Raw genomic sequence first — 23,562 nt, forward strand, 5'->3', positions numbered from 1 at the left:
TTTAATCGTGGATACGGCTTTACAATGTCATTTCTCAACTAGAAAAACCAGTCCTGCTTTTCACGCATTCTCCCATTGATTAAGGGAATCAGCGTTTTTTCACCAGTCTCCTATAACAACTGTAAAAAGTATTACATGAGTTCATACCGTTGGAGCTGTTTAAGCGCATAATTGACAAGGTGTAAGAAGCATACGCAGGCTAGTTGACACGACACTCATGGTTCCAAAGGTAAGACAGGAGATTTAATCACAGAGGAAGTACTTCATCGACGGTCATTATCCCTTGAAACCAGTTTTGCACAGATAAAGTGTGCGGAATTTGGCCTTATAGAAGAAAGTGTTTTCTAGTAAAATAGGGTTAAGAAATTGCCAGTTGTCTCTTAGGAAGTCCGTGATTGTAAGGGAAAATACTGCTGTACAACATTATTTCTCTAATTCAAAAACCTTGCAATGCCATCATTGTATTCCACGTGTTTGTCGATAAGTCGAGCGAATCTGTTGTTTTTCACCGGCCTTTTAGATTCCCCATCCAGTTTTGCACAAATGGCTGTGCAGGGAGGTTGGGCGATGGTACTTGATGAACGTAGTACAGCGATATTGTATGAGTTGATGAGGCGTGACAGTTATCTGTCTGTGCAAGAAATGGTAAAAATATTTAATATATCCAGAAGAACAGTTTATTACGATATAGAAAAAATTAATTATTGGTTAAAAACCAACAATCTTGACGAAGTAAGATACGTTCGAGCCTCAGGTTTTTACTTAACGGATCAGGTAAAGCAAGCTATTCCTGAAAAACTAAAAAATTTAGAGGTATGCAATTACACATACTCGGAGAGAGAAAGGTTAGCATGGCTTGCAATCCACCTATTATTAGAGGAATCAACTCATTTTCTGAACGATTTATCACAAAAAACAAAAGTAAGTAGAAATACAACTATTAAGGATTTAAAAAAATTGCGTGAACAATTGAATAACTTCCATTTAAGTCTTCATTTTACACGTCAAAGCGGCTACGTGATAAAGGGAAAAGAGGAAGATAAACGAAGAGCAATTGTATATTACTTATCGCTTGTTATTCCACATCAACAAGATTGGTTAGCTGTTTTCACTAACTTAAAACGTTTGTTAGCTCATAATGAGAATGAGTCAACTACGTCCTTAGATGAGTTAAGAAGTATACTTGATGTCTTAAATGAGTGTGAACGGGATTTAAATATACAATTTGCAGACGATATGTTATATCACTTGGCCTTGCGCTTTTGGCTGTTTGGAAAACGAATTGTTCAAGGTAAAAAAATTGATTTTGATCCAATCGAAAAGGAGGTGATCCAACAAACGAAAGAATTTAAAGTAGCGCAAAAGGCTAGAAAAAATTTGGAATTGATCTTTCATACTTCTGTACCGGATGATGAAGTTTATTACTTGGCTATGCATTTATTAAGTGGAAAAATTCAATATTCAAAAAAAGTTCTGAGAAGTAAAGAGGACTATGAGAATCTACAAAACGTTGTTCGAAAAATGGTTACAGAATTCCAAATGTTTGCTTGCGTTACATTTCCGAATAGGCAAGCTGTTGAAGAAAATTTGCTCTTACATCTAAAGCCAGCTTATTACAGAATTAAGTATGGATTACAAGTAGAAAATCCTATGGTTGAGTTGATCAAGACGAAATATAAAGATCTTTTTCTCATCACAAAAAAGGTAGTTCATCATTTTGAGACGGCTATTGGGAAGAAAGTCAATGATGAGGAGATAGCGTTAATTGCTATCCATTTTGGGGGATGGTTGCGTAAGGAAAGAATTGAGCCCAAAGAGAGAAAACGTGCCCTTCTCATTTGTGCAAGTGGTATTGGTACGTCAACTATTTTACGAAAGCAGTTGGAAACTCTGTTTTCAACTGTTGACTTCGTGGAGACTGTTTCTGCGAGAGATTACGAACAAAGGGAGTTTAACGATATTGATTTTGCTGTTTCGACTGTCCCTGTTTCTAAGAGAGGACATCCTGTATTTGTTGTGAATCCCATTTTAACAGATCAAGAAAAAGAAGTGCTATTAAAAAAGGTTCATGCTTTATTTGGAGCTAACTCATCACAAGAGACAAAATATTCCCCAGAAGCCGTTTTGGAAATTATCAAGAAATATGCAGATATAAAAGACGAGCATGGACTAATGATTGAATTAAAGGAATACTTTTATAAGCCCTTGTTTTTAAAGAATTCGATAGGAAAACCAGGACTGTTAGATTTGCTTGCGGTAGAATACATTCAAATTGTGGAAAAAGTGGAAAATTGGGAGTATGCAATAAATCTTGCTTCTCAACCCCTTTTGAGCGCTGGTAGAATAACAAAACAGTATATTGATGCGATGATTAATCATATTAAAAGGTTGGGTCCGTATGTTATCGTTGCGCCAAAGGTAGCACTTCCTCATGGAAAGCCGAACGAAGGGGTAAAAAAAGCAGGGATTAGTTTGTTAGTGGTAAAGGAACCTGTTCGTTTTTCTACAAAAGAAGAACACGATGTACAAGTTATCATTGTAATGGCGTCAATAGATTCAGAAATTCACCTTTACGCATTGTCAACATTGTCTGAATGCCTCCAGTCATCTGAATTTGTTCAAGGGTTAATTCAATGCCATACTCCCGAAGAAATATGGATGTATTTACAAAAGAAGATAGGTGACAATAACAGAAGGTAAAAAAGGGGACTCATCATGAAGTTTCTAGGACCTAATCTAGTAGCATTGAATGTTAGAGTCGATACACCTGAAGAAGCTATTAGAAAGGCAGGGCAATTGCTTTTGAATCAAAACCATATCTATCCATCTTATATAGAAGCAATGGTGAGATCGTACAGAAAAAATGGGCCATATTTTGTTTTAGCACCACAAATCGCTCTCCCGCATGCTAGGCCGGAAGACGGGGCGAGAGAAGCCTCAGTGTCGCTGGTGCAATTGGCAGAACCGATTGAATTTGGACATAAAACAAACGATCCTGTCAGACTTGTACTAGCTCTTGGAGCTTCTAATAGTGATGAGCACTTAGAGGTCTTGAAGAAGCTAATGGTATTATTAGGGGATAAAGCAATCATCGAGAAAATGATTCATGCAAAAACGTATGAAGAAATTGAACATTTTATCAGAGGAGTGGGAGCATGAGATTCTTATGTGTTTGCGGTTTGGGACAAGGAACGAGTTTAATTTTGAGAATGAATGTGGAGCAAGTTTTGGCTGAGCTAGGGATTACAGCAGACGTAGAACACACAGATGTATCTACTGCCCCAAGCATGGATGTTGATTTTATTGTTACTAACAAAGAACTAGCTGATTCCTTGATGGGTGTAAGCGCGAAAATCATTATTGTTAATAATTATTTTGATCGAGCAGAAATCAAACATGCTTTAGAGAGCAATTTATAAATAATGGAGGGAGAGTAAATGGACATAATTAAATGGATCGCTACTAATGTGTTTGGAACGCCAGCTATACTGCTGGGTTTCATTGTATTGATCGGTTTACTGCTACAAAAGAAAAAAGCTAATCAAATTATCAGCGGCACATTTAAAGCTGTTATTGGATTTTTGATTATTGGCGCTGGTGCTGGCGTTATAGTGGATTCTTTGACTGTTTTTGAGCCTATGTGGAAAGAAGTATTTAATTTAAAGTCAGAATCTTTAGGTAAATTTGTGGGACAAGAAGGATTCAATGTGAAATATGGAAGCGCAGTAACCTTAGCTATGACAATAGGATTTTTAATTAACGTGTTATTAGCTAGACTGACTAAATTTAAATTTATTTACCTAACTGGACATATGATGTTTTGGACAACAACTATTTTTGCCGGCATCGTTGTTCATACCGTTGGAAATGTGCCATTTTGGAAGCTGGTGATCTTTCTATCTATTATTATGGGTCTCTATTGGACATTACAGCCGGCGCTTACACAACCGTTTATGAGAAAAATTATGGGGAATGATAATATTGCTTTGGGGCATACGTCTGCATCTGTTGCACTAATAGGGGCGTTAGTTGGTAAAGCGTTTGGTAATAAAGAGAACGATTCAGAAAAGATAAAACTTCCGAGAGGATTGGAATTTCTAAGGGATTCTAATGTAATCACTGCATTAACAATGGGGGTCTTATTTTTAATAGGAGCAATCATCGTTTCTCTAAAAGGAACTCCAGGGGCAGAAGAATTAATGAAAAAAGCGGGCAGCCAAAACTTTATTATCTATTCGATCATCCAATCTTTTACGTTTGCTGCGGGGATTGCTGTTGTACTAATGGGAGTCCGGATGTTTATTGGAGAAATTGTTCCGGCTTTTAATGGTATTGCAACCAAGCTCGTTCCGGGAGCAAAACCAGCCCTTGATTGTCCGATTGTTTTTCCTTATGCTCCAAATGCAGTCATATTAGGATTTCTAGGTGCGTTTGTAGGAGCACTCCTTTGGCTTGTTATTATTGGAAATACGGTTGGCTATGTATTTGTACCAACGATGATTGTGCTATTTTTCCATGCTGCGACAGCAGGAGTTTTCGGAAATGCAACAGGTGGTGTAAGAGGGGCTATATTAGGTGGTTTTATGACTGCAACAGTAGTAGCATGGGGACAATATATCATGGTGAAATTTTTAATATCGAGTACAATTCCTGATACTGCCATGTGGGCAGCGGATTCAGACATGTTTATTCTCGGACCTGTTATTAAAATACTTGCTCAACTATTCTTCTAAAGAAGGTCAGTAATTTAATCAAAGATTCATTGCATTGCTATTAGGTGGAAAAATGGTAAATGAAAGTCCCACTCGATCTCACGCTGGTTAGAGGCAATCTTTTTAATCAGGCTTTATTATAGATACCATTTAAAACTTTAACTTGTAGCTTTTACTAAGTATTGATTGGTTGTAGGACGACAGAATAACGTTGCTTTCAGATCTATGTATGGGGGCCTGTGAAGCGAGGAAGGGGTTTCCCGCATTTGGGCCCTCTTTGACCAACGGACAGCGAGCCATTAAGCAGGCCCTGTTTTCTAAAATCTTGCTCCTAGTTTTTATTAGGAATGGATCCAGTCCAGCAAGCTAGCTACTTCATGTTAAGAAATTTAGCTTTATCATTTGCAATAAAATGGAGGGGGAAAATGAGCTTTATTCGTACATTACATGGAGATATTGATCCGAAATGGTTGGGGTTTACCTATTCCCATGAACATATTGTTTGCCGTCCGCCATATTGGCAAGAAAAAGGTGAAGATGATTTGTTGTTAGATGATAAGGAAAAATCATTGAGAGATGTTCTAGACTTTGTGAAACATGGAGGCAATGCGATTGTAGATGCTACAGCAGTAGATTACGGAAGAGACGTAGAAGCTGTTGCTGATATTGCAAGGAGAGCAAAAATTCATATTATTGGGACGGCTGGTTTTAATAAAAGCTTTTTATGGGGAGCTAAACTGGGAGAAAAAATACAAAAAATTGTTGGGCCTTATGCTTCTTACTATGAGTGGATCGAAACAGCAACTGTAAACGAACTCGCGGAGTTTGTCGTTCAAGAAATAGAGGTAGGGCTTGAAGGAACCTCTTATAAAGGAGGGCAAGTGAAATTCGGAACAGGTTACAATCGAATTGATCCCCTGGAAGAAAAAACTATACGTGCTGTTGCTAGGGCACATCATGAAACAAAAGCACCTATTCATTCCCATACAGAAGCAGGTACGATGGCTCTCGAACAAATTGAAATTTTACGAAGCGAAGGGGTTGATTTGTCTAATGTAAGCTTCGGTCATATGGATCGAAACCCTGATCCATATTACCATGAACAAATTGCTAAAACGGGTGCCTATCTTTGTTTTGACAGCATTGGAAAGATTAAATATGGTCCAGAAAGCACAAGAATTCATTGTATTTTGGAACTTGTTCGCAAAGGATATGAAAAACAAATACTGGTAAGTGGAGATACTGCAAGGAAGTCATATTACAAACACTATAATTATGGACTTGGCTTAGAGTATATCATTTCAAAATGGGTTCCGCGATTTATTGATGAGGCAAATCGTGCAGGTTTTGACGGGGAAAGATTAATTGATCTATTTTTTGTAGAAAACCCTTCTCGCTGTTTTGCATTTAAGAAGTAGGTGAGATCAGTGAACTTTGCTTTAGAAAATTCAGTTGAAGTAAGCAACAAAATTACCAAGTCAAGTATTGCAATTATGCCTGTGGGTGCAGTAGAGGCTCATGGTCCACATCTTCCTTTGTGTACCGATGTCATTTTGGCAGAGCGTCTTGCTTATCGATTGGCAGAAAAGGTCGGAGGATTCGTTCTTCCCGCTCTTCCGTATGGGCAGGTATGGAGTCTGCGAGATTTTCCCGGTAGTATATCTATTTCCAATGAAACGTTGGTTCGGATATTGGTGGAAATCGGAACAAGTTTATATAAACAAGGATTTCGGATTTGGGCAATGGTCAACGGCCATCTTGGCAATCAAACAGCGTTAAAAGAAGCAGCAAGAATATTATATGATCAATTTCCTAATTTTAAAACCTTTTATTTTTTCTATCCCGGTATGAACAAAGTCGTTAATGAAATACGGGAAACGGAGGCGATTCATTGCGTCTATTTCCATGCTTGTGAAATTGAAACATCGATTATGCTTTATTTAGCCGAAGAATATGTAGACATGAGTAAAGCGATTTGTGATATTCCAAATATAGATGAGGAAGCAGATGTGAGTCCAACTCCATGGAAAACATTTACTAAAACGGCGGTGCTAGGGGATGCAACAAAAGCAACAAAAGAAAAAGGAAAAATCATTGTGGAAACAGCTTTAGACAAAATGGCATATATGTTAAGGAGAGCACAAAATGAAGTTATTTAATATAAAGCGGTTTCAAGATCAGCTGCTGCTCAATGTTTTAGCGAAGGACGGAAAAAACGCTGCTGATCTTCTAGAGGCATCGGACGGATTTTGTGTGCCGGGAATTACGGCCGCAGATTTTGTTACTATCGAGGAAGCTGTTCAGACCGTAAAAAGTATTAAACGATCATCACCGGTGGTCAGTATTGGCCTTGGTGGTGGAGGAAAGTTTGATGAATGGAAACGGGTTGTTGATATAGCCGTTAGGAGCAACCCGGAACATATCAATCAGCCATTGGAAAGAGCCCTTTATGCCAAGGGATTTTTGGCAGCAAATCAATGTTTCCCTATTATTACTGCTCTTATCTCCCCATCTGGGGAGGTCGGTTTTGCAAAAATGCCAGCAGGAAAAAGGATAAGAGTAGAGCCATTATTAGAATTGGTTGCTGCCTGCGGGGTTGAATCCATAAAAGTCATGCCAATGAAAGGGCTCGATCATCTAGAGGAACTTCTTTTTATTACCAAAGAAGCAGCCAAAAGAGGAATAAGAGCCATTGAGCCGGCGGGCGGTATTAAAGCTCACCATCTTCCTGTTTTATACAAAGAGATCAAAAAAATAAATATTGAATTATTTATGCCGCATGTATTTGGAGATGTATTACAAGGCAAGGGAGAATCGAATCCAAGTAGAGTCAAAGAAATTTTTCTGCAACTAAAAGGAGTGATCGGCTCGTGATCGAACATTATTTTCAAAAGATCAACGAACGTTTGGAACTCGTTTTAAAACATGAGAAGGGCAATCTAAAAAAAGCCGCTTATATAGTAAGTGAAGCCATTCAAAAAGGTGGAATTATTCAACTGTTCGGATGTGGCCACTCCCACATTTTAACGGAAGAAGTGTTCTACCGTGCTGGAGGGCTTGTGCCAATTAAACCAATATTTTTTGAGCCCCTTATGCTTCATGAGGGGGCGGTTCGTTCGTCCATGTTGGAGAGAATGAATGATTTCGCAAAAAATTTTATAGATCATGAGGATATCCGTCCTGAAGATGTGTTTTTCGTTTTGTCTACATCAGGACGCAATCCAGTCCCGATTGATGTGGCGCTGGCGGCGAAAGCGAAAGGCGCTTATACCATTGCGGTGACGTCCTTGGCGTATTCCAAAAGCCAGCCTTCGCGGCATAAGAGCGGTCGGTTGCTGTATGAGGTCGTCGATCTTGTGATTGACAATCATTCCGTGAAAGGCGATGCGATTTTAGCTCACCCAAACGTTTCTGTTCCATTTGCGCCTACTTCGACAGTGATCGGCAGCGCGATTTTAAACGCTGTTTTCGCCGAGGCGATTGCCCTCATGGCAGAAAATGGAGTGGAGCCGCCGATCTTTTTAAGCGGCAACATCGAGGGGGCGGACGAACATAACCGTCGATGGATTGAACAGTATCAAGAACGCATCCCGGTGTTGGTCGAGGGGCAGCAGCCGTAGCACTCGGAAACAAGCGTTGTAGCCAACCGCCATCGGTTCTTGCTAAAATAGTAGCAAACGAGAAGACGGTGGGGGATGGAGACCGATGCGGTTTGACGAACGGGTGCGGCTGTATGCCGATAAGCTGAACGATACGGATGACCAAATTGTCGATTACATTATCGAACACCGCGAGGAGATCGCCGATATTCCGATTCAAAAAATGGCGGAAGCGCTTTATACAGTGCCGAACACGATCGTCCGGTTCGCCAAAAAATTAGGATATAAAGGGTTTGCAGAACTAAAGGCGGCGTTGGCGCTCGAGCAGCGGGATGAGACGGCGATCAAGGCGGACGGAAAAACGGTCATCGAAAAAACGCAAAAGTTGATCGATGAGCAGCTCATCGACGAAGCCGTTCGCAAGATGCATGAGGCGAAACACGTCTTTTTTTACGGCATTGGCGATTCCGCCTATTTTTGCGAGATGATGGCCAAGCATTTGCGCTGCGTCGGCAAGCAGGCCGACTTTTTTGTCCAGCGCCACGATATGTTGTATAATGCGGACCGCTGCGGGGAAAAGGATGTCGTCTTTGTCATTAGCGTATCTGGAGAAACGAAGCAAGTGCTTGAGGCGGTCGTGGCCGCGAAGCAAAACGGGGCGTTTGTCATCAGCTTGACGCATTTTTGCCCCAATTCGCTCGCTGATCTTGCCGATTACCGCTTGTATTGCTGGGCGCCGAAGCAGTTTTTGAATAAGTATGACGTCACCGACCGCACATCGCTTTATCTCGTGCTGCGGGCGTTGAGTGAACGGTATTGGCAAAAGTACGGCGGATGTGTATAAATACACAGATGAAATGAATCATGATATGGAAATGGTGAAAAAGTAAGAAGATTTCGGTCTTCTTGCTTTTTTTCTTTTATAATGAAGTCGACAAACGGCATGGAAAGAGAGGATGGGAGAAATGGAGCTGAAACAGCTGACGAGTGTTCGGCTGATTGACGTGGACTTGTCGTTGTCCACGAAGAAGGAAGTCATCCGCCATCTCGTCCGCAAGTTGGATGAGGAGGGGAAATTGTATTCGGCAGAATCGTTTTATCAAGCGGTGATGGAACGGGAGGCGCTCTCTCCGACCGGGTTTGAAGCGGGGGTAGCGATTCCGCACGGCAAGTCCACATCGGTCAAGGAAGCCGCTTTCGCAGTGGCGAAGCTCGCGCGGCCAATTCGCGACTGGGAGAGCATCAATCCGGCGAATCAAGTGGAACTCGTCTTTTTGTTAGCGATTCCGGAGGACGAAGCGGAATCGACGCATTTGGATTTGTTGGCCGAACTCGCCAAACGGCTGTCGCGCGCTGAATATCGTAAGCGGTTGCAGCAATGTCAAACGTCAGAAGAGCTGTATCGTGCTCTTGATGAGGAAATGGTGGGTACCGCTGCCCAAACGGCGTCGGCAGGGAAAACGATCGTCGCTGTGACGGCCTGCCCGGCTGGCATCGCCCATACGTATATGGCGGCGGAAGCGTTAGAGCAAGCCGGTCGGGAAATAGGGGTTACGGTGTATGTCGAAAAGCAAGGGGCCAACGGCATTGAAGACCGACATACGGAAGAGCGGCTGCGAAAAGCGGAAGCGGCGATTTTTGCCGCGGACGTGGCGGTGAAAAACGAAGAGCGGTTTGCCCATTTGCCGGTGTACCGGACAACGGTTGCGGCGCCGTTGAAAGATGCGAAAGGCGTTCTTTTGCAAGCGCTTGAGAAGGCCAAGAAGGAAGGAAAGCGGGAATATGAGCCGACAAAGGAGACAATGTCTGAGCGAGTTTCATGGAAGACGGAAGTGAAAAACGCCATTTTGACCGGCATTTCTCATATTATTCCGATTATCGTCGCCGGCGGGATGATTTTGGCGTGCGCGGTGCTCATCGCCCAGGCGTTCGGCCTGCAACAAGTATACGATACGGAGAACTCATGGCTTTGGATGTTGCGCAAACTGGGCGGCAATATGCTTGGCACGCTCATGATTCCAGTGCTGTCGGCGTACATGGCGTATGCGGTCGCCGACAAGCCGGCGCTCGGTCCGGGGTTTGCCGCGGGGATTGCTGCGACGATGATCAACGGCGGTTTTTTAGGCGGCATGCTTGGCGGTTTTTTGGCCGGCTACTTTATGAAGTGGTTGAAAAAGCAACTTCCGCCAAAAGGCGCGTTCTCGGGATTCATTAGCTTTTGGCTGTATCCGGTCATCGGTTCGCTCGTCGTCGGAGCGCTGATGCTGTTTGTGTTCGGCAAGCCGGTCGCCGGACTCAATCATGCGTTGCTGACTTGGCTTGACAACTTATCCGGACGCAGTGCCATTTTGCTTGGCGCGATTTTAGGCATTATGGTGTCGTTCGATTTAGGCGGGCCGGTCAATAAGGCGGCGTATACGTTCTGCATCGGAGCGATGGCGAGCGGCAACTTTATTCCGTATGCGGCGTTTGCCTCGGTGAAAATGGTATCGGCGTTTTCCGTCACCGCCGCGACGCTGTTGTTCAAACGGTATTTTGAAGAATATGAGCGCGAGGTCGGCAAATCGACATGGATTCTTGGCTTAGCCGGCATTACTGAGGGAGCGATTCCGTTTATGATTAACGACCCGCTGCGCGTCATTCCGTCGCTTTGCATCGGGTCAGCGGTCACCGGGGCGATCGTCACGGCGTCGCAAATCGGGCTGAACGTTCCGGGAGCGGGCATTTTCTCGCTGTTTGTCCTGCAAGGCGCGCCGTTATGGAAAGCGGGAGCCATTTGGCTGGGCGCCGCGCTGATCGGGGCGTTGATTTCGATGGTGCTGTTAGTCGCTACACGCGTGCAAAAGCTAAAAGCGCAACAACGATAAGACAAACGAGGTGAAACCATTGAAGCGGTATGTTCATATCGTTCCCCATGTGCATTGGGACCGCGAGTGGTATTTTTCGGCAGAGGAATCACGCATTTTGTTAGTGAATGATATGGAAGAAATATTGGAAATGTTAGAGACGAATCCTGATTATCCGCACTTTGTTCTCGATGGACAGACAGTCGTATTGGAAGACTATTTGGCCGTCAAGCCGGAGCAAAAAGAGCGCATCCGCCGCCTTGTCCAAGAAGGAAAACTGATCATCGGCCCGTGGTATACGCAAACGGATGAAATGGTTGTCGGCGGGGAGTCGATTGTCCGCAACTTGCTCTATGGGCTGAAAGATTGCCAGGAGTTCGGGGAGCCGATGCAAATCGGCTATCTCCCCGACTCGTTCGGGCAATCGGCGCAGCTGCCGCAAATCTTAAACGGCTTTGGCATCAAGCGGGCCATTTTTTGGCGCGGCGTGTCGGAACGGCACGGCACTGACAAAACCGAGTTTTACTGGGTGAGCGATGACGGCTCGAAAGTGCTTGTGCAGCTGTTCCCGCTCGGCTATGCGATCGGCAAATATCTTCCGACTGATGAAGCAAAGCTGAAAGAGCGGATGGACAAATACTTTGCTGTTTTGGACCGCGGGGCGACGACTGATCACATTCTCATTCCGAACGGTCATGACCAAATGCCGATTCAAAAAAATATTTTTGAGGTGATCGACAAGCTGCGAACCCTCTATCCGGAGCGGACCTTTTTCTTAAGCCGTTATGAACATGTGTTTGAACAGCTGGAAAAAGAGGAGCAGCTTCCGGTTATCCGCGGCGAGTTGTTGGACGGCAAATATATGCGCGTTCACCGCAGCATTTACTCGACGCGCATGGACATTAAAGCGGCGAACGCCCGCATCGAAAACAAAGTGACGAATGTGCTCGAACCGCTCGCCGCCATCGCCTCGACGCTTGGATTTCGGTATGAGCATCGGTTGATAGAGCTCATTTGGAGAGAAATGCTGAAAAATCACGCCCATGACAGCATCGGTTGCTGCTGCTCAGATCTTGTTCACCGCGATATTTTGGGGCGCTTTGCGCTAGCGGAAGAGCGGGTCGACCGGCTCATTACGTTTTATATGCGCAAAATGGCTGATGCGATGCCGTCGGATCGGTCGGTCGACAAGCTGGTTGTGTACAATACGCTTCCGTACGAACGGAGCGAGCCGATCGAAGCGGAAATTACGACGAAATGGAAAGCATTCCGTCTCGTTGATGAGCGCGGGGAACCGGTGGAGTTTGAAGTGGTGGATGAAACGATCGTCGATCCGGGACTGATTGATCGTCAGATTGTCCATTACGGCAACTATGATCCGTTCGTCCGCTATACGATCCATTTCCGCGACCGCATCCCGGCGATGGGGTATAAGGCGTATTTGGTGCAAGAGGCAGAACAGATGAACAAACAGGCGCCAACGGCTGTGGAGCAAATAGATACGCCGTTTTATACGATCACCGTCAATGAGAATGGGACAATTAACATATATGACAAACAGCTGCAGCGAACGTTCCGTGATGTGCTCTTGCTTGAAGATGTCGGCGACGATGGGGATGAATACGACTTTTCCCCGCTGCCGGGCGATGAGCCGATTGATAATAAGGGCGTGAAGGCGACGTATTCGCTCCGGCAAAACCGCTATTTCGCTTATGCCGATATCGCTTACCGGCTGCCGGTGCCGGCCGACCTTGACAGCCGGAAAGCGAAGCGGCGCGACAGCGTTATCGATGTTTCTATTCATCTCACCGTGCCGATGACCGAGCCGCGGATTGACGTTCGAGTGCGCATCAACAACAAAGCGAAAGATCACCGCGTCCGCATGCATGTGCCGACTGGCATTGCTTCTTCCTATTCAATTGCTGACAACCAGTTTGGTGTCGTCCGACGCTCCGTCGTTGACCCAGCCATGGAAATATGGGAGCAAGAAGGATGGGATGAACGTCCGGATGCCATTTATCCGATGCTTACGTATGTGGGACTGTCAAATCAAACAGGCGGCGTGGCGGTTTTAACGAACAGCACGAGAGAGTATGAGATCATCGGGGAACAACATGATACGATCGCAGTGACGCTTTTGCGGTGTGTCGGTTATTTGGGGAAAGAGGAGCTCGTGCGCCGGCCAGGCCGTCCGTCCGGCATTAAAATGGCGACGCCCGATTCGCAAATGCTTGGCATCAATGAACTGCATTTTGCGTTGACGACGCATCGCGGAACGACGGAAGAGGCCAATGTTGCCAAACGGGCGAAACAGTTTTTGACGCCGCTTTACACGTACAACAAACTGCCGTATGATGCGATGAAAATGAACCCGGTTGCGTTCTCGGTGCCGTATGAATATAGCCTGTTTTCCCAACAGGAAGGCGAGGTCGTGCTAAGCGCGGTAAAGAGGAGCGAAGATCACCGTGGCGTCATTGTTCGTTTCTTTAATCCAACGCCACAGGAGACGAAGGCGTCATTCCAATGGCATGGGCCGTCATCGGCGGTATGGCGCACAAACTTAAACGAAACACCGCTTGCGCCGTTAGTGATAGATGCCAAGCAGCAATTTGCTGTACAAGTGAAGCCGAACGAAGTGCAAACCGCACTCATTGTCGATCAAAAGCATGAATAAACGTCAAAGCTGGGGCGAAACGCCGCAGCTTCTTTTTTTATAACAAAACATTGAGTTTCTCTTCTGTTTTGTAACACAGCTGTAACAATTGTTAAACGAAACGGCCGAAATCAGAGGTTGTCAACTCCTTTTTTGCAAGAAAAATATAGACGATTGGGGGAATACAGGGAAAAAAGGAATGACCGTTAGTGAAAGGATGTTCCTTCCAACTGTTGCAGCCGTCAATAATCGGTGTTGATTTGGCAATGAAAACAAGCGTCTTTTTTACCGAAGGCTGCCAATACGCTGATTTTTCCATTTTGGACCAAAAATATTACAAAAACCCCGTGCTATAATGGGGGCGAAGGCGAGAGAACAACAAAACAGTTTCTCTTCGAATCTCGTTGTGCAGTCATGCCTGACGGACGCAAGATCTCTAAGACTTTCAAATAGAGGATGCAAGGAGGAATTCCGATGAAGAAAAAAATGGTAGCAACCATCGCGGCTTCGGTCGCACTCGTCGGCGCTTCGTTCGCGGCAACGAAAACGGAAGCGGCTGGGACGACATGTCCGACAGCGAATGCGTATCAAGTAAAATATGTCAGCACAAACGTTCAAGATTTGGAGAAATGGCTGCAACAATACTTCCCGTTCATGTCGTTCCAACCGGTAAAGCCGGTAACACAACAACCGGCGGCAAAACAGCCAACGACAAAACCACAAGCGCCGGCAACGGTCAAACAGCCGGCGGCCAAACCGCAAGCCAATACGCAAGCGCCGGCGAAAACGCCAGCCACGGCACCAAAGACCGGCACACAAAAAACAACCGGCTTGAACGCGTATGAGCAGCAAGTTGTTGAGCTGACGAACAAAGAACGGGCGAAATACGGCTTGCCGCCGCTTCAAGTTGACTTGGCCCTCAGCAAAGTCGCTCGCGAAAAATCGCGCGATATGGCGGTCAACAACTACTTCTCGCACAACAGCCCGACGTATGGCTCCCCGTTTGAGATGATGAAAAAATTCGGCATCTCGTACACTGCCGCCGGGGAAAACATTGCCAAAGGCCAACGCACTCCGCAAGAAGTCGTCAATGCGTGGATGAACAGCGAAGGCCATCGGGCAAACATTTTGAACAAAAACTTTACCCACATCGGCGTTGGTTTTGAAGAAAACGGCTATATTTGGACGCAGCAATTCATCCGCAAGTAAGATATACATGTCAGTCGAAGGTGTCCCAAAAGGATGGGGCACCTTTTTCTTATTGTCAAAAACCATATGTTGCGTTTCGTTTCAGGAAAACAACGTTTGGGTCATTCTTTTATTTGAAAACTATTTCTACCGTCCTAATAAAAATATGATATAATTTCCAAAGAAGTTTGAGAGACGAAAGATTAGGGGGACAGCGGATGCGAATACGTGAGTGGGATCGCAACTTGAAAGTGCGCCTGTTTGGCGAGGCGCTGATGAATACGACGTTTTGGATGTTTTTTCCGTTTATCTCGATTTATTTTGCTGATGCCTTTGGCAAAAAGACAGCGGGGTTGTTGTTGATTGTTTCGCAGTTGTTCTCGGTCATCGCCAATTTAATGGGCGGCTATTGCGCTGATGTATTCGGACGCAAGCGGATGATGGTGTTATCCGCCTACGGGCAAGGGGCGGCGTTTTTTGTGTTTGCCTTGGCCAGCTCCTCTTGGTGGTCGTCGCCGTTTGTCGGCTTTCTTTGCTTTACATTCGCCGGCATTTGCGGGGCGTTTTACTGGCCGGCGAGCCAGGCGATGGTGTCCGATGTGGTTCCGGAGAAGGACCGGAGCGATGTGTTTGCCGTGTTTTACACATCCATCAATATTTCGGTGGTCATCGGCCCGACAATTGGCGGTCTTTTTTATGCTGAGCATCGGTTTGCTTTATTGCTTTTGGCCGCATGTTCTTGTTTTGCAATGGCAACACTGCTCTCCAAAGCGTTGCGTGAGACAGCGCCGCTAGCTGTAGCCGGCCAACAAAGGAGAGGCACGTGGCAGTCTTTTTTGCGCACGCAGTTCAAGCAGTATGCCATTATTGTCCGCGACCGTGTCTTTTTCCTGTTTATCGTTGCTGGAGTGTTGGTGGCACAAACGTTTACACAGCTTGATTTGCTGATCCCGGTATATACAAAAGAAACGGTCGAAGCCGAAACATTGGCGGGATGGACGATTGACGGCGCGAGCGCCTTTAGTTGGCTCATTGCTGAAAACGGTCTGTTGGTCGCGCTATGTACGGTGGCTGTGACGCGTTGGATGTCTCGCTATTCGGAGCGGCAGGCGTTTGTGGGTTCATCCGTCTTATATGGCATCTCGATGTGGTTGTTTAGTCAAACGTCCTCGCTGCTTGGATTGATCGCGGTCATGGCGCTGTTTACGCTCGCTGAGCTGATGACAGCCGGCATGCAGCAGTCGTTTATTTCCCGCTTGGCTCCGGAGGCGATGCGCGGCCAATATTTTGCGGCTGCCAGCCTTCGATTTACGATCGGGCGGATGCTGGCGCCGCTGTCGCTCGCAGCCGTGGCATGGATGGGGTATGTCTGGACGTTTCTTCTCCTGGGCGTGCTGTCGTTTGCAAGCGCGGCGTTATATGCCTGGATGTTTCGGCAAGCGGAGCAGCGAATGGGACGGTCGCACATCTCGTTGTCCAGGTGAAGGGAGCGGGCGTGCAAACTGTTACCCGTTTTTTTTCTGATTGGCTATAATAGAAAACGCATGGTGGCTCGTGTAACATATATTCCCTGCTTCTTACATAAAGTGGAACTAGACAGAGAGAAGGAGAGGGGAAGCCATCATGGAGCCGCATATGTTGGAACCAAACACGAACAGAGGGGGAACGGGGGGCCGCGGCGCGCAGGACGGTGCTGCCGCGCTGGCTCGCTATGAGAAGCGGCAGCGGGAGCGCGTTTTGTCTCGGGAAAAGAGAAAAAAGCAATACCGTCTCATCGGCTCGTTGCTTTTCGCCATTGCCGTTCTGTGGGGGCTCGGGGCGCTCGTTTGGAGTGGATATGGGACGCTGAAGACGGCCGCGAGCCGAGAAATGGCCATTATGCGCTTAAAAGATGCGATCGAAGACCGCGATGTCGCCGCTTTGCAGGCGATGTTGCGGGTGACGGAGGAAACAGTGCTGATCAACGAAAAAACGTTGGCTCCGTTGTTCGCGTATTTTGATCGACATCCAGAAGCGTATGAGCGGCTGGATCGGGAGTTTGCCCGCCAGCGTAAGGGCGGCCACGTGTATATTAAAGGATTGACATCTCATCCGCCGGTGTTTACGATTCATGTGTTTGAGGACCGGTATGTGTTTGAACCAACTCTCTATTTTCTCCATGTGCGCGTCGATGATCCGGAGGCGTCGCTCGTCGTCAATGGGGTGAAAACGGAAGAGAGGGCGACGAAAGATCCATTTGTCAAAAAAATGGGCCCGTATTTGCCGGGCGCGTACGCTGTAACCGTCGTCCATTCGAACGGGAAAAAGAAAACCGTCCGCGTCGAGCTGTTTGGCGGCGCCCGCGTCCATGAGGTGGACGTCATGAAATGAACGAATAGACAAATGTCGCCTCGACGTAGGCGGTGATGATCACATCTTGCGTCTGCACAGGCGGCGCGGATGAGGAAACGCTGAGAACAGACGGATGGTATGGCGTCGATCGGGCGGGCGGCTGTTCTTTTAATTCCAACGGTGTGTCGTAAAGCGGTAAACCGAGAGCGCGGGCGATGGCCAGCGCTTTTTCTTTGGCATTTTTCACGGCCAATGCCAACGCCTGTTGGTAATAGGCTTGTTCGTTTACTAGACGGAATTCCAAACCGCGAGCGAGGTTCGCCCCATGGGCAACGGCCGCTTCGTAAATGGCGCCGGCTTTTTTTGTATCGCGGACGGTGATATCCAGCCAATGTTCGACTTCATAGTCAGATAAAGCGGTCGTTCCGTCAAGATGTTTGTATGTTGGCCGGATGGAAAACGATGTCGTTTCAATGTCCTCTATTGGAATGCCAAGCGCCTTTAATGCTTCGATGACGGCATTGGTGCGTTTTGCATTGTCAGCTAGGGCTTCTTGGACGTTGTGATGTTCTGTGTGCACGCCGATCGCGATGAGGACGGTATCCGGTTTGGCGATGACCGTTCCTTGGCCGGTAATGACCAGTGTGGGGCGAGAAGCGGCAGGGGGAGCAGGACGATGCCATGACTGCATTTCATTCCCTCCTTCCGCCATTAGGCGGCTTTTTGATCATCGTCCGCCGCTTGCCAATAGTAGACGTACGGCAGCTTGACGTAGCACCAATATTCTTGCAACAACGAGACGGCGACAAAGGAGGCAAGTTGCCAGTCGATCGAATTCATCCCCATTTCTCCTTTCGGTGGCTTCACTATAGCCTATTCGAAACGGCCATTGTCCTATGCGCGTCGCCCGTTTGGCGATGAAACTTCCTTGGGCGCTTGTACGTATCATGGAATGGACATGCTATAATGAAAGAAAAGATAAAGAAGGAGAAGGGGCAATGAAGCAGTTGCTTCGTACGATATGGCGTTGGTTTGTCTCGTGGAATGCAGGAGTCATCGTCGCGGTGATCGTATTCATCGTCGCTGATTTTCGCTTTTGGCCTTCGATTTTATCCGGAATGGGCGCGATGTGGGGGGTGTCGGCCATCATGAAAAGGCGGCATCATCGCCTGCCGGCTGATGTGTCGGTTGAGGAGCTTGTCTACGTCCGCAGACAGCTTGGCGAAGCGCGCGCGTTATGGAAGCGGCTGCGCCGCGCTCGCTATCGGCTTCGTTCGGTGGCGATGTGGCAAACAGTTTCCCGGTTGAGCACCATCGTCGATCGAATCATTCGCGCCATCGAGCAACAACCGCATCAACTGCGCCTCGCCCAGCCGTTTTTTTTAAACGAATGGCCGACGGCGGTGGAGATGGTGGAGAAATACGTTTATTTGACGCAGCAGCCGGTGCAAAGCGCCGACATGGTGAAAGCATTGCAGGAGACGGAAAGAGTGCTTGACGAGCTGACTTCGGCGGCCGAACGGCAGTTGCTTGAGGTGTTATCGAACGACGTCTGGTCGCTGCAAACGGAAGCGAAATTGCTGGAGCGATCGCTCCAACAATCGAACGGGCTTTGTCGGCCGCTGTCAAAGAAAGGAGAATGACGATGGACGAGCGAAATCATGGGATGGAATCGACGGATTGGCTGCAAGGGCTGGAACGGACAAGTTCCCTCGATGAGTTGCTTGCCCAGCCGTTTTCTTCGCCGGCCGAACCGCGGCTCAAGGAAGAAGAAAAACCGGCGCGCGCACTGGATGCGTTGAAGCCTGAGCATCGGGAAAAAGCGCTTGCGCTTGCCAAACAAATTGACCCGGCTAACCATCAGGCTGTCTTGCAATATGGGGTGGCGGCGCAAGCCGAGCTGTCGAAGTTTTCTCATGCGATTTTGCATCATGTGCAAACGAAAGACGCTGGTCCGGTCGGCGAAGTGATCAGCGAACTCATGGCCAAAATCAAAGAAGTCAATCCCGACGACTTGATGCCGGCGAAAAAAGGATGGTTATCCCGCTTGTTCGGCGCAGTGGCCAGGCCGTTGCAAGAGATGGTGGCGAAATACCAAAAAATCGGCTTGGAGATTGATAAAATCGCTGACCGGCTGGAGAAGCACCGGCATTTGTTGCTCCGCGACATTATGATGCTTGAGACGCTTTATGAAAAAAACAAAGACTATTTTGAGGCGCTCAATATTTATATTGCGGCGGCCGAATACAAACTCGAGGAGCTGCGGACGAAGACGATTCCGGAAAAACAAGCGGAAGCGGAGCGCTCCGGCGATCAAATGGCATGGCAGGATGTACAGGATTTGCGGCAGTTTGCCGAGCGACTTGAGAAGCGGGTGCATGACCTAAAGCTCAGCCGGCAAGTGACGATTCAAACGGCGCCGCAAATCCGCATGATTCAACATATGAACGAAACGCTTGTCGAGCGGATTCAGTCGTCGATTTTGCATGCGATTCCGCTTTGGAAAAATCAAGTGGTCATCGCTTTGACGCTGTTCCGCCAACAAAAGGCCGCTGCGGCGCAAAAGCAGGTCGCCGAAACGACGAATGAGCTGTTATTGCGCAATTCGGAAATGTTAAAAACGAACAGCATTGAAATCGCCAAGGAAAACGAGCGCGGCTTGGTTGATATTGAAACGTTGAAGCGAACGCAAGAAAATTTGATCGCTACGCTCGAAGAAACGTTGAAAATTCAGGCGGAAGGACGTTTGAAACGACAGCAGGCCGAACGCGAGCTCGCGGCGATGGAAGCGGAACTGAAACAGACGCTGCTCGCGCTGAAGCGACCGGAACAATAAGGGCGGATAGGAGATTGTCCTGTTTCGGCTTGCGGCCAAGCGTCTGATGGATCGCCCATGGCTGCAGAGGAAAGCGCCGAAAAACCAAAGATCCTCATGCGAAACGGGTGTCTAACGAACAAGAAGACACCCGTTTTTTCGTTCGCCATCTGTTTTATCATCTTCAACTGAGAAGCCCCCCGCTTCCCTATTTGTGCGGGGCGCACCCCAAAACGAAGTGGAGATGAATGTCCGTTCCACCATTGAATGTTCTAAACAAAGGTGGAATCATTCACGTTGAAGCCCTGTTTGGAAGGAAGGGGAAGCGGCTGGCGTCTCGGACTGCAGCCGCCCAACATTTCATCCTCCTTCATAGGATGGGGGGATGGGGAGGCTCTTGACGATGCTGTTCATCCTCCTGTTCCGCTCGTTTACGATCGTTGCTGCCCGGACGGACGGCGCGGACATCCAACTCCTCGGCTGCTTCTGTTTGCCATTGGCGGCCGATGAGCGGGGCGCCTTCTTCACCGTGCTCGACGATGACAAATCGCAACACATAGGCGTGAAGCAGCAATTCCCCCATTGCCGCAAGCAGGGCGGAGAAAAACGCCGCGTTTAACATGGCGGCGCCGGTGATGTCATAAAACGCGCCGATGCCGATCCATACCGCCATCAACACAAGCCCAAAGTCGGCGATCGTCGCTGAGACGTTGCCAAGGCGCGGCAGAATGTAAAAGTCGCCGATCGCATAGGCGACAAGCGTCAGCCAAAGGCTGAACCATAAAATCTCTGCCGATGAAATGCGCAAAAACAGCGGTAAAATGGCAAACATCACCGTGGCGGTTAGCAAATATTTCAGCACTAATGCAAGCAAATGTCTCATTCGGTTTCGCCGCCTTTATTCTGCTGGATGGTTTGGACCTTCCAGTTTTTTATCGCCGTATCCCGGCTGTTTTTCCATATCTTGATCCGGTTGCTGCTTTTTTTGCTGCTGTTCAACGCTGTCGTTTCGTGTTGGCTTTCTCATCGGGGCTATCATCCTCTCTTGATCGTTGTTTATTCGTTAGTTTGCCACGTTTGCCTTTCTATATGCATCCATCATCCATAAACTTCCTCTGTTCATTTTTCGCTCTTGTTTTCACACTAATCACGAAACAGCATTCATGTAGGAGGAATGGTGGATGACGAAAAAGAAACGGCCCGTTGCGATTGCCGGGCAGCAATACGATCCGGCAGATGGCTGGGACGAGTCGTTTGTGTATGAGGCGCTCTCTGAGACGCGCGAACAGGTGAGCGATGTGTATGCAGAAGGAACGGTTGAGGCGGCAGTGAATCAAGAAAATGGTTCGAACATCCCCCTTTCGCAGGAGTAAGAAGCGTCAAGGAGCTGTTCCTTGGCGTTTGGGTTGATGTTTGTGAAACGGGAGGGGAAAAAGGAAAGAAAAACAGTTCGTACTTTCCCCCATCGTCGTCTATACTAGTAGTGCGCACGGCGATTCACCGATATAAGGGGGATGATCATCGTGAGATGGCAGCGGGCTTTATTGGCGTTGCTCAAAGAGCGGAAAGACCATTCCATCGCGCTGGCGATCGACACATCAAACCGGCCGGCGCGGCCAATGCTCATTCAAAACATCGTGAAGTTGTTTGAAAAACTGCGTCCGGATACGCTGCTCGTCCAAGCGGATTTTAAAATTCGCGATGTCTCTCCGGTTGGCGTGGCGACGATTAAATATTTCAAGCACGGGAAATCGTCGTACACCGAAGTGTTGGAATGGGCCGCTGCGCAAAAAATCGATACGTTGTTTTACATCACCGATGTAACCGGCTATTTTTATGAAGAACTGCAAGTCGACTATGAAGTGTTTTGGCTTGTGCCGGACGATTATATGCCGCGCGTGCCGTTTGGCAAGCCCATTCGTGTGGCGTAACACGGTGAGGAATGCCCCTCGTGATGAGGGGTATTCTTTTTGTTAAAAAACTTAACAAACTTTTTGTGTTTGAAACCGATTACAACCAAAAACGGGCGTTGCTTTCAGTTGATTTATGTTATATATTATGACATATAAAAGGGATGATAAATGACAAAAAAAGGGGGATGCGTAAAATGGATGAAAAAACGTTGACGCTTGGGCTGGATGCCCTCTGGGTCATGCTCTCGGCGGTGCTCGTTATTGGCATGCAGGCAGGGTTTGCTTTGCTTGAGGCCGGATCCACGCGCATGAAAAACTCCGGGCATGTGGCCGGCAAACAAATTTTAAGTTTTGCCCTCGCATCATTGGCGTTTTGGGCGTTCGGCTTTGCGATTACATTTGGGGCTGGGAATAGCTTCATCGGGACAGAAGGATGGTTTTTAAAAGAAGGAAAAGGAACGTTTGACTCGTTGTCATGGGCGAATGTGCCGCTCGAGCTCAAATTTTTATTCCAACTGGGCTTTGCCGGCGTGTCGCTGGCGATCGCTTGGGGCGGCTTTGCTGAGCGGGCGAAACTATCTGTTTATTTTCTTTTCGGAACGATTTTTACGATTGTCATTTATCCCGTGATCGGCCATTGGGTGTGGGGCGGCGGCTGGCTTGGAAAAATGGGAATGCAAGATTTCGCCGGTTCGACCGTTGTCCACTTGCAAGGAGCGATTGCGGCGCTCGTGGCGACGATTTTGCTTGGGCCGCGCATCGGCAAGTTCAATAAAGACAAGACGCCAAACGTCATTCCTGGGCATAACCAAGTATATACGGTCATCGGCGGGTTGATTTTATGGATCGGCTGGTTTGGCTTTAACGCTGGCAGCACGATGGCGGTTGGCGACGGATTTTTCGGCTATGTTGCGCTGACGACGAATTTGGCTGCCGCGGCGGGGGCGGTCGCCGCGATCATCACAGCGAAAATTTTGGTTGGCAAAGCGGACATTCCGGCGATGGTGAACGGTGTGCTCGCGGCTTTAGTTGCCATTACCGCCGCGTGCGCGTTCGTCGAACCGTGGGCGGCGGTGGTGATCGGCGCAGTGGCGGGGGCGTTTACATTCTGGACATCCATCTATTTTGAACGCAAAGGGATTGACGATCCGATTTACGCGTTTTCTGTCCACGGGATTGCCGGCATCATCGGCACGATTTCCACCGGGTTTTTCGCCTCGCCGCGTTTAGTCGAGATCACGGGCATCGGGAAGGCTGGACTGCTTTACGGGGGCGGATTTGATCAGCTGATTGTGCAAACGGTCGGAGTGCTCGGTGCTGCGGTGTATGTCGCGGCTGTCTCATTTGTCATCTTATATGCCATGAAGAAAACGATCGGGCTGCGTGTCACGGCGGAACAAGAAATTTCTGGTCTTGATATTAGTGAGCACGGTTCTTATGGCTATCCGGAACAGCTCGATCCGGCGTATCAGCCCAAGACCCTCGCCCAGCAGTAGCCGGGAGGG

General features: G+C 47.6%; 23 protein-coding genes. 19 read left to right on the forward strand and 4 right to left on the reverse strand.

The features are described 5' to 3' along the window. Window positions 1-567: 567 nt before the first annotated feature. From ETC05_RS02635 to ETC05_RS02700, 14 genes are all read left to right on the forward strand, one after another. Window positions 568-2,700, forward strand: coding sequence for a BglG family transcription antiterminator (locus tag ETC05_RS02635; RefSeq protein ID WP_171660303.1), 2,133 nt, complete (start codon window positions 568-570; stop codon window positions 2,698-2,700). A gap of 15 nt (window positions 2,701-2,715) precedes the next feature. Continuing rightward, window positions 2,716-3,159, forward strand: a complete 444-nt coding sequence (locus ETC05_RS02640; RefSeq protein ID WP_171660304.1) for a PTS sugar transporter subunit IIA — start codon at window positions 2,716-2,718, stop codon at window positions 3,157-3,159. Then, entirely contained in the window at window positions 3,156-3,419 is a 264-nt protein-coding gene (locus tag ETC05_RS02645; RefSeq protein WP_171660305.1) for a PTS sugar transporter subunit IIB, read from the forward strand. Before ETC05_RS02640 ends, ETC05_RS02645 begins: the two co-directional genes overlap by 4 nt. Before the next feature lie 18 nt (window positions 3,420-3,437). After that, entirely contained in the window at window positions 3,438-4,733 is a 1,296-nt protein-coding gene (locus ETC05_RS02650; protein ID WP_171660306.1) for a PTS ascorbate transporter subunit IIC, read from the forward strand. A gap of 404 nt (window positions 4,734-5,137) precedes the next feature. Continuing rightward, window positions 5,138-6,130: a phosphotriesterase family protein gene (locus ETC05_RS02655; protein ID WP_171660307.1), complete on the forward strand. Its 993-nt coding sequence runs from the start codon at window positions 5,138-5,140 to the stop codon at window positions 6,128-6,130. Between the two features lie 9 nt (window positions 6,131-6,139). Beyond that, window positions 6,140-6,871 carry a creatininase family protein gene (locus ETC05_RS02660; protein WP_171660308.1) on the forward strand — a complete coding sequence of 244 codons (732 nt, stop codon included), beginning with the start codon at window positions 6,140-6,142 and terminating at the stop codon, window positions 6,869-6,871. Next, on the forward strand, window positions 6,858-7,586 hold the full coding sequence (locus ETC05_RS02665; protein WP_171660309.1) for a KDGP aldolase: 729 nt from the start codon (window positions 6,858-6,860) through the stop codon (window positions 7,584-7,586). Before ETC05_RS02660 ends, ETC05_RS02665 begins: the two co-directional genes overlap by 14 nt. Next, window positions 7,583-8,332, forward strand: a complete 750-nt coding sequence (locus ETC05_RS02670; RefSeq protein WP_171660310.1) for an SIS domain-containing protein — start codon at window positions 7,583-7,585, stop codon at window positions 8,330-8,332. Before ETC05_RS02665 ends, ETC05_RS02670 begins: the two co-directional genes overlap by 4 nt. 85 nt (window positions 8,333-8,417) lie before the next feature. Beyond that, on the forward strand, window positions 8,418-9,155 hold the full coding sequence (locus ETC05_RS02675) for a MurR/RpiR family transcriptional regulator (protein ID WP_171660311.1): 738 nt from the start codon (window positions 8,418-8,420) through the stop codon (window positions 9,153-9,155). Between the two features lie 121 nt (window positions 9,156-9,276). Then, window positions 9,277-11,178: a PTS 2-O-a-mannosyl-D-glycerate transporter subunit IIABC gene (gene mngA / locus ETC05_RS02680; RefSeq protein ID WP_171660312.1), complete on the forward strand. Its 1,902-nt coding sequence runs from the start codon at window positions 9,277-9,279 to the stop codon at window positions 11,176-11,178. A 19-nt stretch (window positions 11,179-11,197) separates the two neighbouring features. Then, window positions 11,198-13,831, forward strand: a complete 2,634-nt coding sequence (gene mngB, locus ETC05_RS02685; protein ID WP_171660313.1) for a mannosylglycerate hydrolase — start codon at window positions 11,198-11,200, stop codon at window positions 13,829-13,831. Window positions 13,832-14,284: 453 nt separating this feature from the next. Continuing rightward, the gene (locus tag ETC05_RS02690; RefSeq protein ID WP_171660314.1) at window positions 14,285-15,019 is read left to right on the forward strand and encodes a CAP domain-containing protein; all 735 of its coding nucleotides are present in this window, start codon (window positions 14,285-14,287) and stop codon (window positions 15,017-15,019) included. Window positions 15,020-15,216: 197 nt separating this feature from the next. Continuing rightward, the gene (locus ETC05_RS02695) at window positions 15,217-16,482 is read left to right on the forward strand and encodes an MDR family MFS transporter (RefSeq protein ID WP_031410052.1); all 1,266 of its coding nucleotides are present in this window, start codon (window positions 15,217-15,219) and stop codon (window positions 16,480-16,482) included. A 139-nt stretch (window positions 16,483-16,621) separates the two neighbouring features. After that, complete coding sequence (locus tag ETC05_RS02700) at window positions 16,622-17,368, forward strand: zinc ribbon domain-containing protein (RefSeq protein WP_171660315.1); 747 nt, start codon at window positions 16,622-16,624, stop codon at window positions 17,366-17,368. Here ETC05_RS02700 and ETC05_RS02705 read toward each other — a convergent pair. Together ETC05_RS02705 and ETC05_RS18040 are read right to left on the reverse strand one after the other, a co-directional pair. Then, the gene (locus ETC05_RS02705; protein WP_171660316.1) at window positions 17,358-18,020 is read right to left on the reverse strand and encodes an SIMPL domain-containing protein; all 663 of its coding nucleotides are present in this window, start codon (window positions 18,018-18,020) and stop codon (window positions 17,358-17,360) included. The genes ETC05_RS02700 and ETC05_RS02705 overlap by 11 nt on opposite strands. Before the next feature lie 20 nt (window positions 18,021-18,040). Then, window positions 18,041-18,169 (reverse strand): hypothetical protein, encoded by a 129-nt coding sequence (locus ETC05_RS18040; RefSeq protein WP_256371094.1) that lies wholly within the window; start codon window positions 18,167-18,169, stop codon window positions 18,041-18,043. Window positions 18,170-18,327: 158 nt separating this feature from the next. On the opposite strand from ETC05_RS18040, the gene ETC05_RS02710 reads away from it, so the two are divergent. Both ETC05_RS02710 and ETC05_RS02715 read left to right on the forward strand, forming a co-directional pair. After that, window positions 18,328-18,972 carry a 5-bromo-4-chloroindolyl phosphate hydrolysis family protein gene (locus tag ETC05_RS02710; protein ID WP_031410047.1) on the forward strand — a complete coding sequence of 215 codons (645 nt, stop codon included), beginning with the start codon at window positions 18,328-18,330 and terminating at the stop codon, window positions 18,970-18,972. A 2-nt stretch (window positions 18,973-18,974) separates the two neighbouring features. Continuing rightward, window positions 18,975-20,165 (forward strand): toxic anion resistance protein, encoded by a 1,191-nt coding sequence (locus ETC05_RS02715; protein WP_031410045.1) that lies wholly within the window; start codon window positions 18,975-18,977, stop codon window positions 20,163-20,165. A 349-nt stretch (window positions 20,166-20,514) separates the two neighbouring features. Here ETC05_RS02715 and ETC05_RS02720 read toward each other — a convergent pair whose 3' ends face one another. Together ETC05_RS02720 and ETC05_RS18045 are read right to left on the reverse strand one after the other, a co-directional pair. Then, on the reverse strand, window positions 20,515-21,027 hold the full coding sequence (locus ETC05_RS02720; protein ID WP_031410043.1) for a YndM family protein: 513 nt from the start codon (window positions 21,025-21,027) through the stop codon (window positions 20,515-20,517). A gap of 15 nt (window positions 21,028-21,042) precedes the next feature. After that, window positions 21,043-21,171, reverse strand: coding sequence for a hypothetical protein (locus ETC05_RS18045; protein ID WP_256371095.1), 129 nt, complete (start codon window positions 21,169-21,171; stop codon window positions 21,043-21,045). Between the two features lie 154 nt (window positions 21,172-21,325). Between ETC05_RS18045 and ETC05_RS02725 the strand changes: the two genes are divergently transcribed. The 3 genes from ETC05_RS02725 to ETC05_RS02735 all read left to right on the forward strand — a co-directional run bounded on the left by ETC05_RS02725 (window position 21,326) and on the right by ETC05_RS02735 (window position 23,553). Next, window positions 21,326-21,517 (forward strand): YozQ family protein, encoded by a 192-nt coding sequence (locus tag ETC05_RS02725; RefSeq protein ID WP_171660317.1) that lies wholly within the window; start codon window positions 21,326-21,328, stop codon window positions 21,515-21,517. Window positions 21,518-21,667: 150 nt separating this feature from the next. Further along, window positions 21,668-22,075 carry a VWA-like domain-containing protein gene (locus ETC05_RS02730; protein ID WP_031410038.1) on the forward strand — a complete coding sequence of 136 codons (408 nt, stop codon included), beginning with the start codon at window positions 21,668-21,670 and terminating at the stop codon, window positions 22,073-22,075. A gap of 176 nt (window positions 22,076-22,251) precedes the next feature. Continuing rightward, window positions 22,252-23,553 carry an ammonium transporter gene (locus tag ETC05_RS02735; protein ID WP_031410037.1) on the forward strand — a complete coding sequence of 434 codons (1,302 nt, stop codon included), beginning with the start codon at window positions 22,252-22,254 and terminating at the stop codon, window positions 23,551-23,553. Window positions 23,554-23,562: the final 9 nt, after the last annotated feature.

Origin of the sequence: Geobacillus sp. BMUD (assembly GCF_013096845.1) — a bacterium.
In the GTDB taxonomy this organism is placed as follows: domain Bacteria; phylum Bacillota; class Bacilli; order Bacillales; family Anoxybacillaceae; genus Geobacillus; species Geobacillus vulcani.

Bases quoted from the DNA above. Each gene is read 5' to 3' on its own strand.
- ETC05_RS02635 (WP_171660303.1), top strand. From the start codon at position 568: ATGGTACTTGATGAACGTAGTACAGCGATATTGTATGAGTTGATGAGG.
- ETC05_RS02640 (WP_171660304.1), top strand. From the start codon at position 2,716: ATGAAGTTTCTAGGACCTAATCTAGTAGCATTGAATGTTAGAGTCGAT.
- ETC05_RS02645 (WP_171660305.1), top strand. From the start codon at position 3,156: ATGAGATTCTTATGTGTTTGCGGTTTGGGACAAGGAACGAGTTTAATT.
- ETC05_RS02650 (WP_171660306.1), top strand. From the start codon at position 3,438: ATGGACATAATTAAATGGATCGCTACTAATGTGTTTGGAACGCCAGCT.
- ETC05_RS02655 (WP_171660307.1), top strand. From the start codon at position 5,138: ATGAGCTTTATTCGTACATTACATGGAGATATTGATCCGAAATGGTTG.
- ETC05_RS02665 (WP_171660309.1), top strand. From the start codon at position 6,858: ATGAAGTTATTTAATATAAAGCGGTTTCAAGATCAGCTGCTGCTCAAT.
- ETC05_RS02675 (WP_171660311.1), top strand. From the start codon at position 8,418: ATGCGGTTTGACGAACGGGTGCGGCTGTATGCCGATAAGCTGAACGAT.
- mngA (WP_171660312.1), top strand. From the start codon at position 9,277: ATGGAGCTGAAACAGCTGACGAGTGTTCGGCTGATTGACGTGGACTTG.
- ETC05_RS02690 (WP_171660314.1), top strand. From the start codon at position 14,285: ATGAAGAAAAAAATGGTAGCAACCATCGCGGCTTCGGTCGCACTCGTC.
- ETC05_RS02695 (WP_031410052.1), top strand. From the start codon at position 15,217: ATGCGAATACGTGAGTGGGATCGCAACTTGAAAGTGCGCCTGTTTGGC.
- ETC05_RS02700 (WP_171660315.1), top strand. From the start codon at position 16,622: ATGGAGCCGCATATGTTGGAACCAAACACGAACAGAGGGGGAACGGGG.
- ETC05_RS02705 (WP_171660316.1), bottom strand. From the start codon at position 18,020: ATGCAGTCATGGCATCGTCCTGCTCCCCCTGCCGCTTCTCGCCCCACA.
- ETC05_RS18040 (WP_256371094.1), bottom strand. From the start codon at position 18,169: ATGAATTCGATCGACTGGCAACTTGCCTCCTTTGTCGCCGTCTCGTTG.
- ETC05_RS02710 (WP_031410047.1), top strand. From the start codon at position 18,328: ATGAAGCAGTTGCTTCGTACGATATGGCGTTGGTTTGTCTCGTGGAAT.
- ETC05_RS02715 (WP_031410045.1), top strand. From the start codon at position 18,975: ATGGACGAGCGAAATCATGGGATGGAATCGACGGATTGGCTGCAAGGG.
- ETC05_RS02720 (WP_031410043.1), bottom strand. From the start codon at position 21,027: ATGAGACATTTGCTTGCATTAGTGCTGAAATATTTGCTAACCGCCACG.
- ETC05_RS18045 (WP_256371095.1), bottom strand. From the start codon at position 21,171: ATGAGAAAGCCAACACGAAACGACAGCGTTGAACAGCAGCAAAAAAAG.
- ETC05_RS02725 (WP_171660317.1), top strand. From the start codon at position 21,326: ATGACGAAAAAGAAACGGCCCGTTGCGATTGCCGGGCAGCAATACGAT.
- ETC05_RS02735 (WP_031410037.1), top strand. From the start codon at position 22,252: ATGGATGAAAAAACGTTGACGCTTGGGCTGGATGCCCTCTGGGTCATG.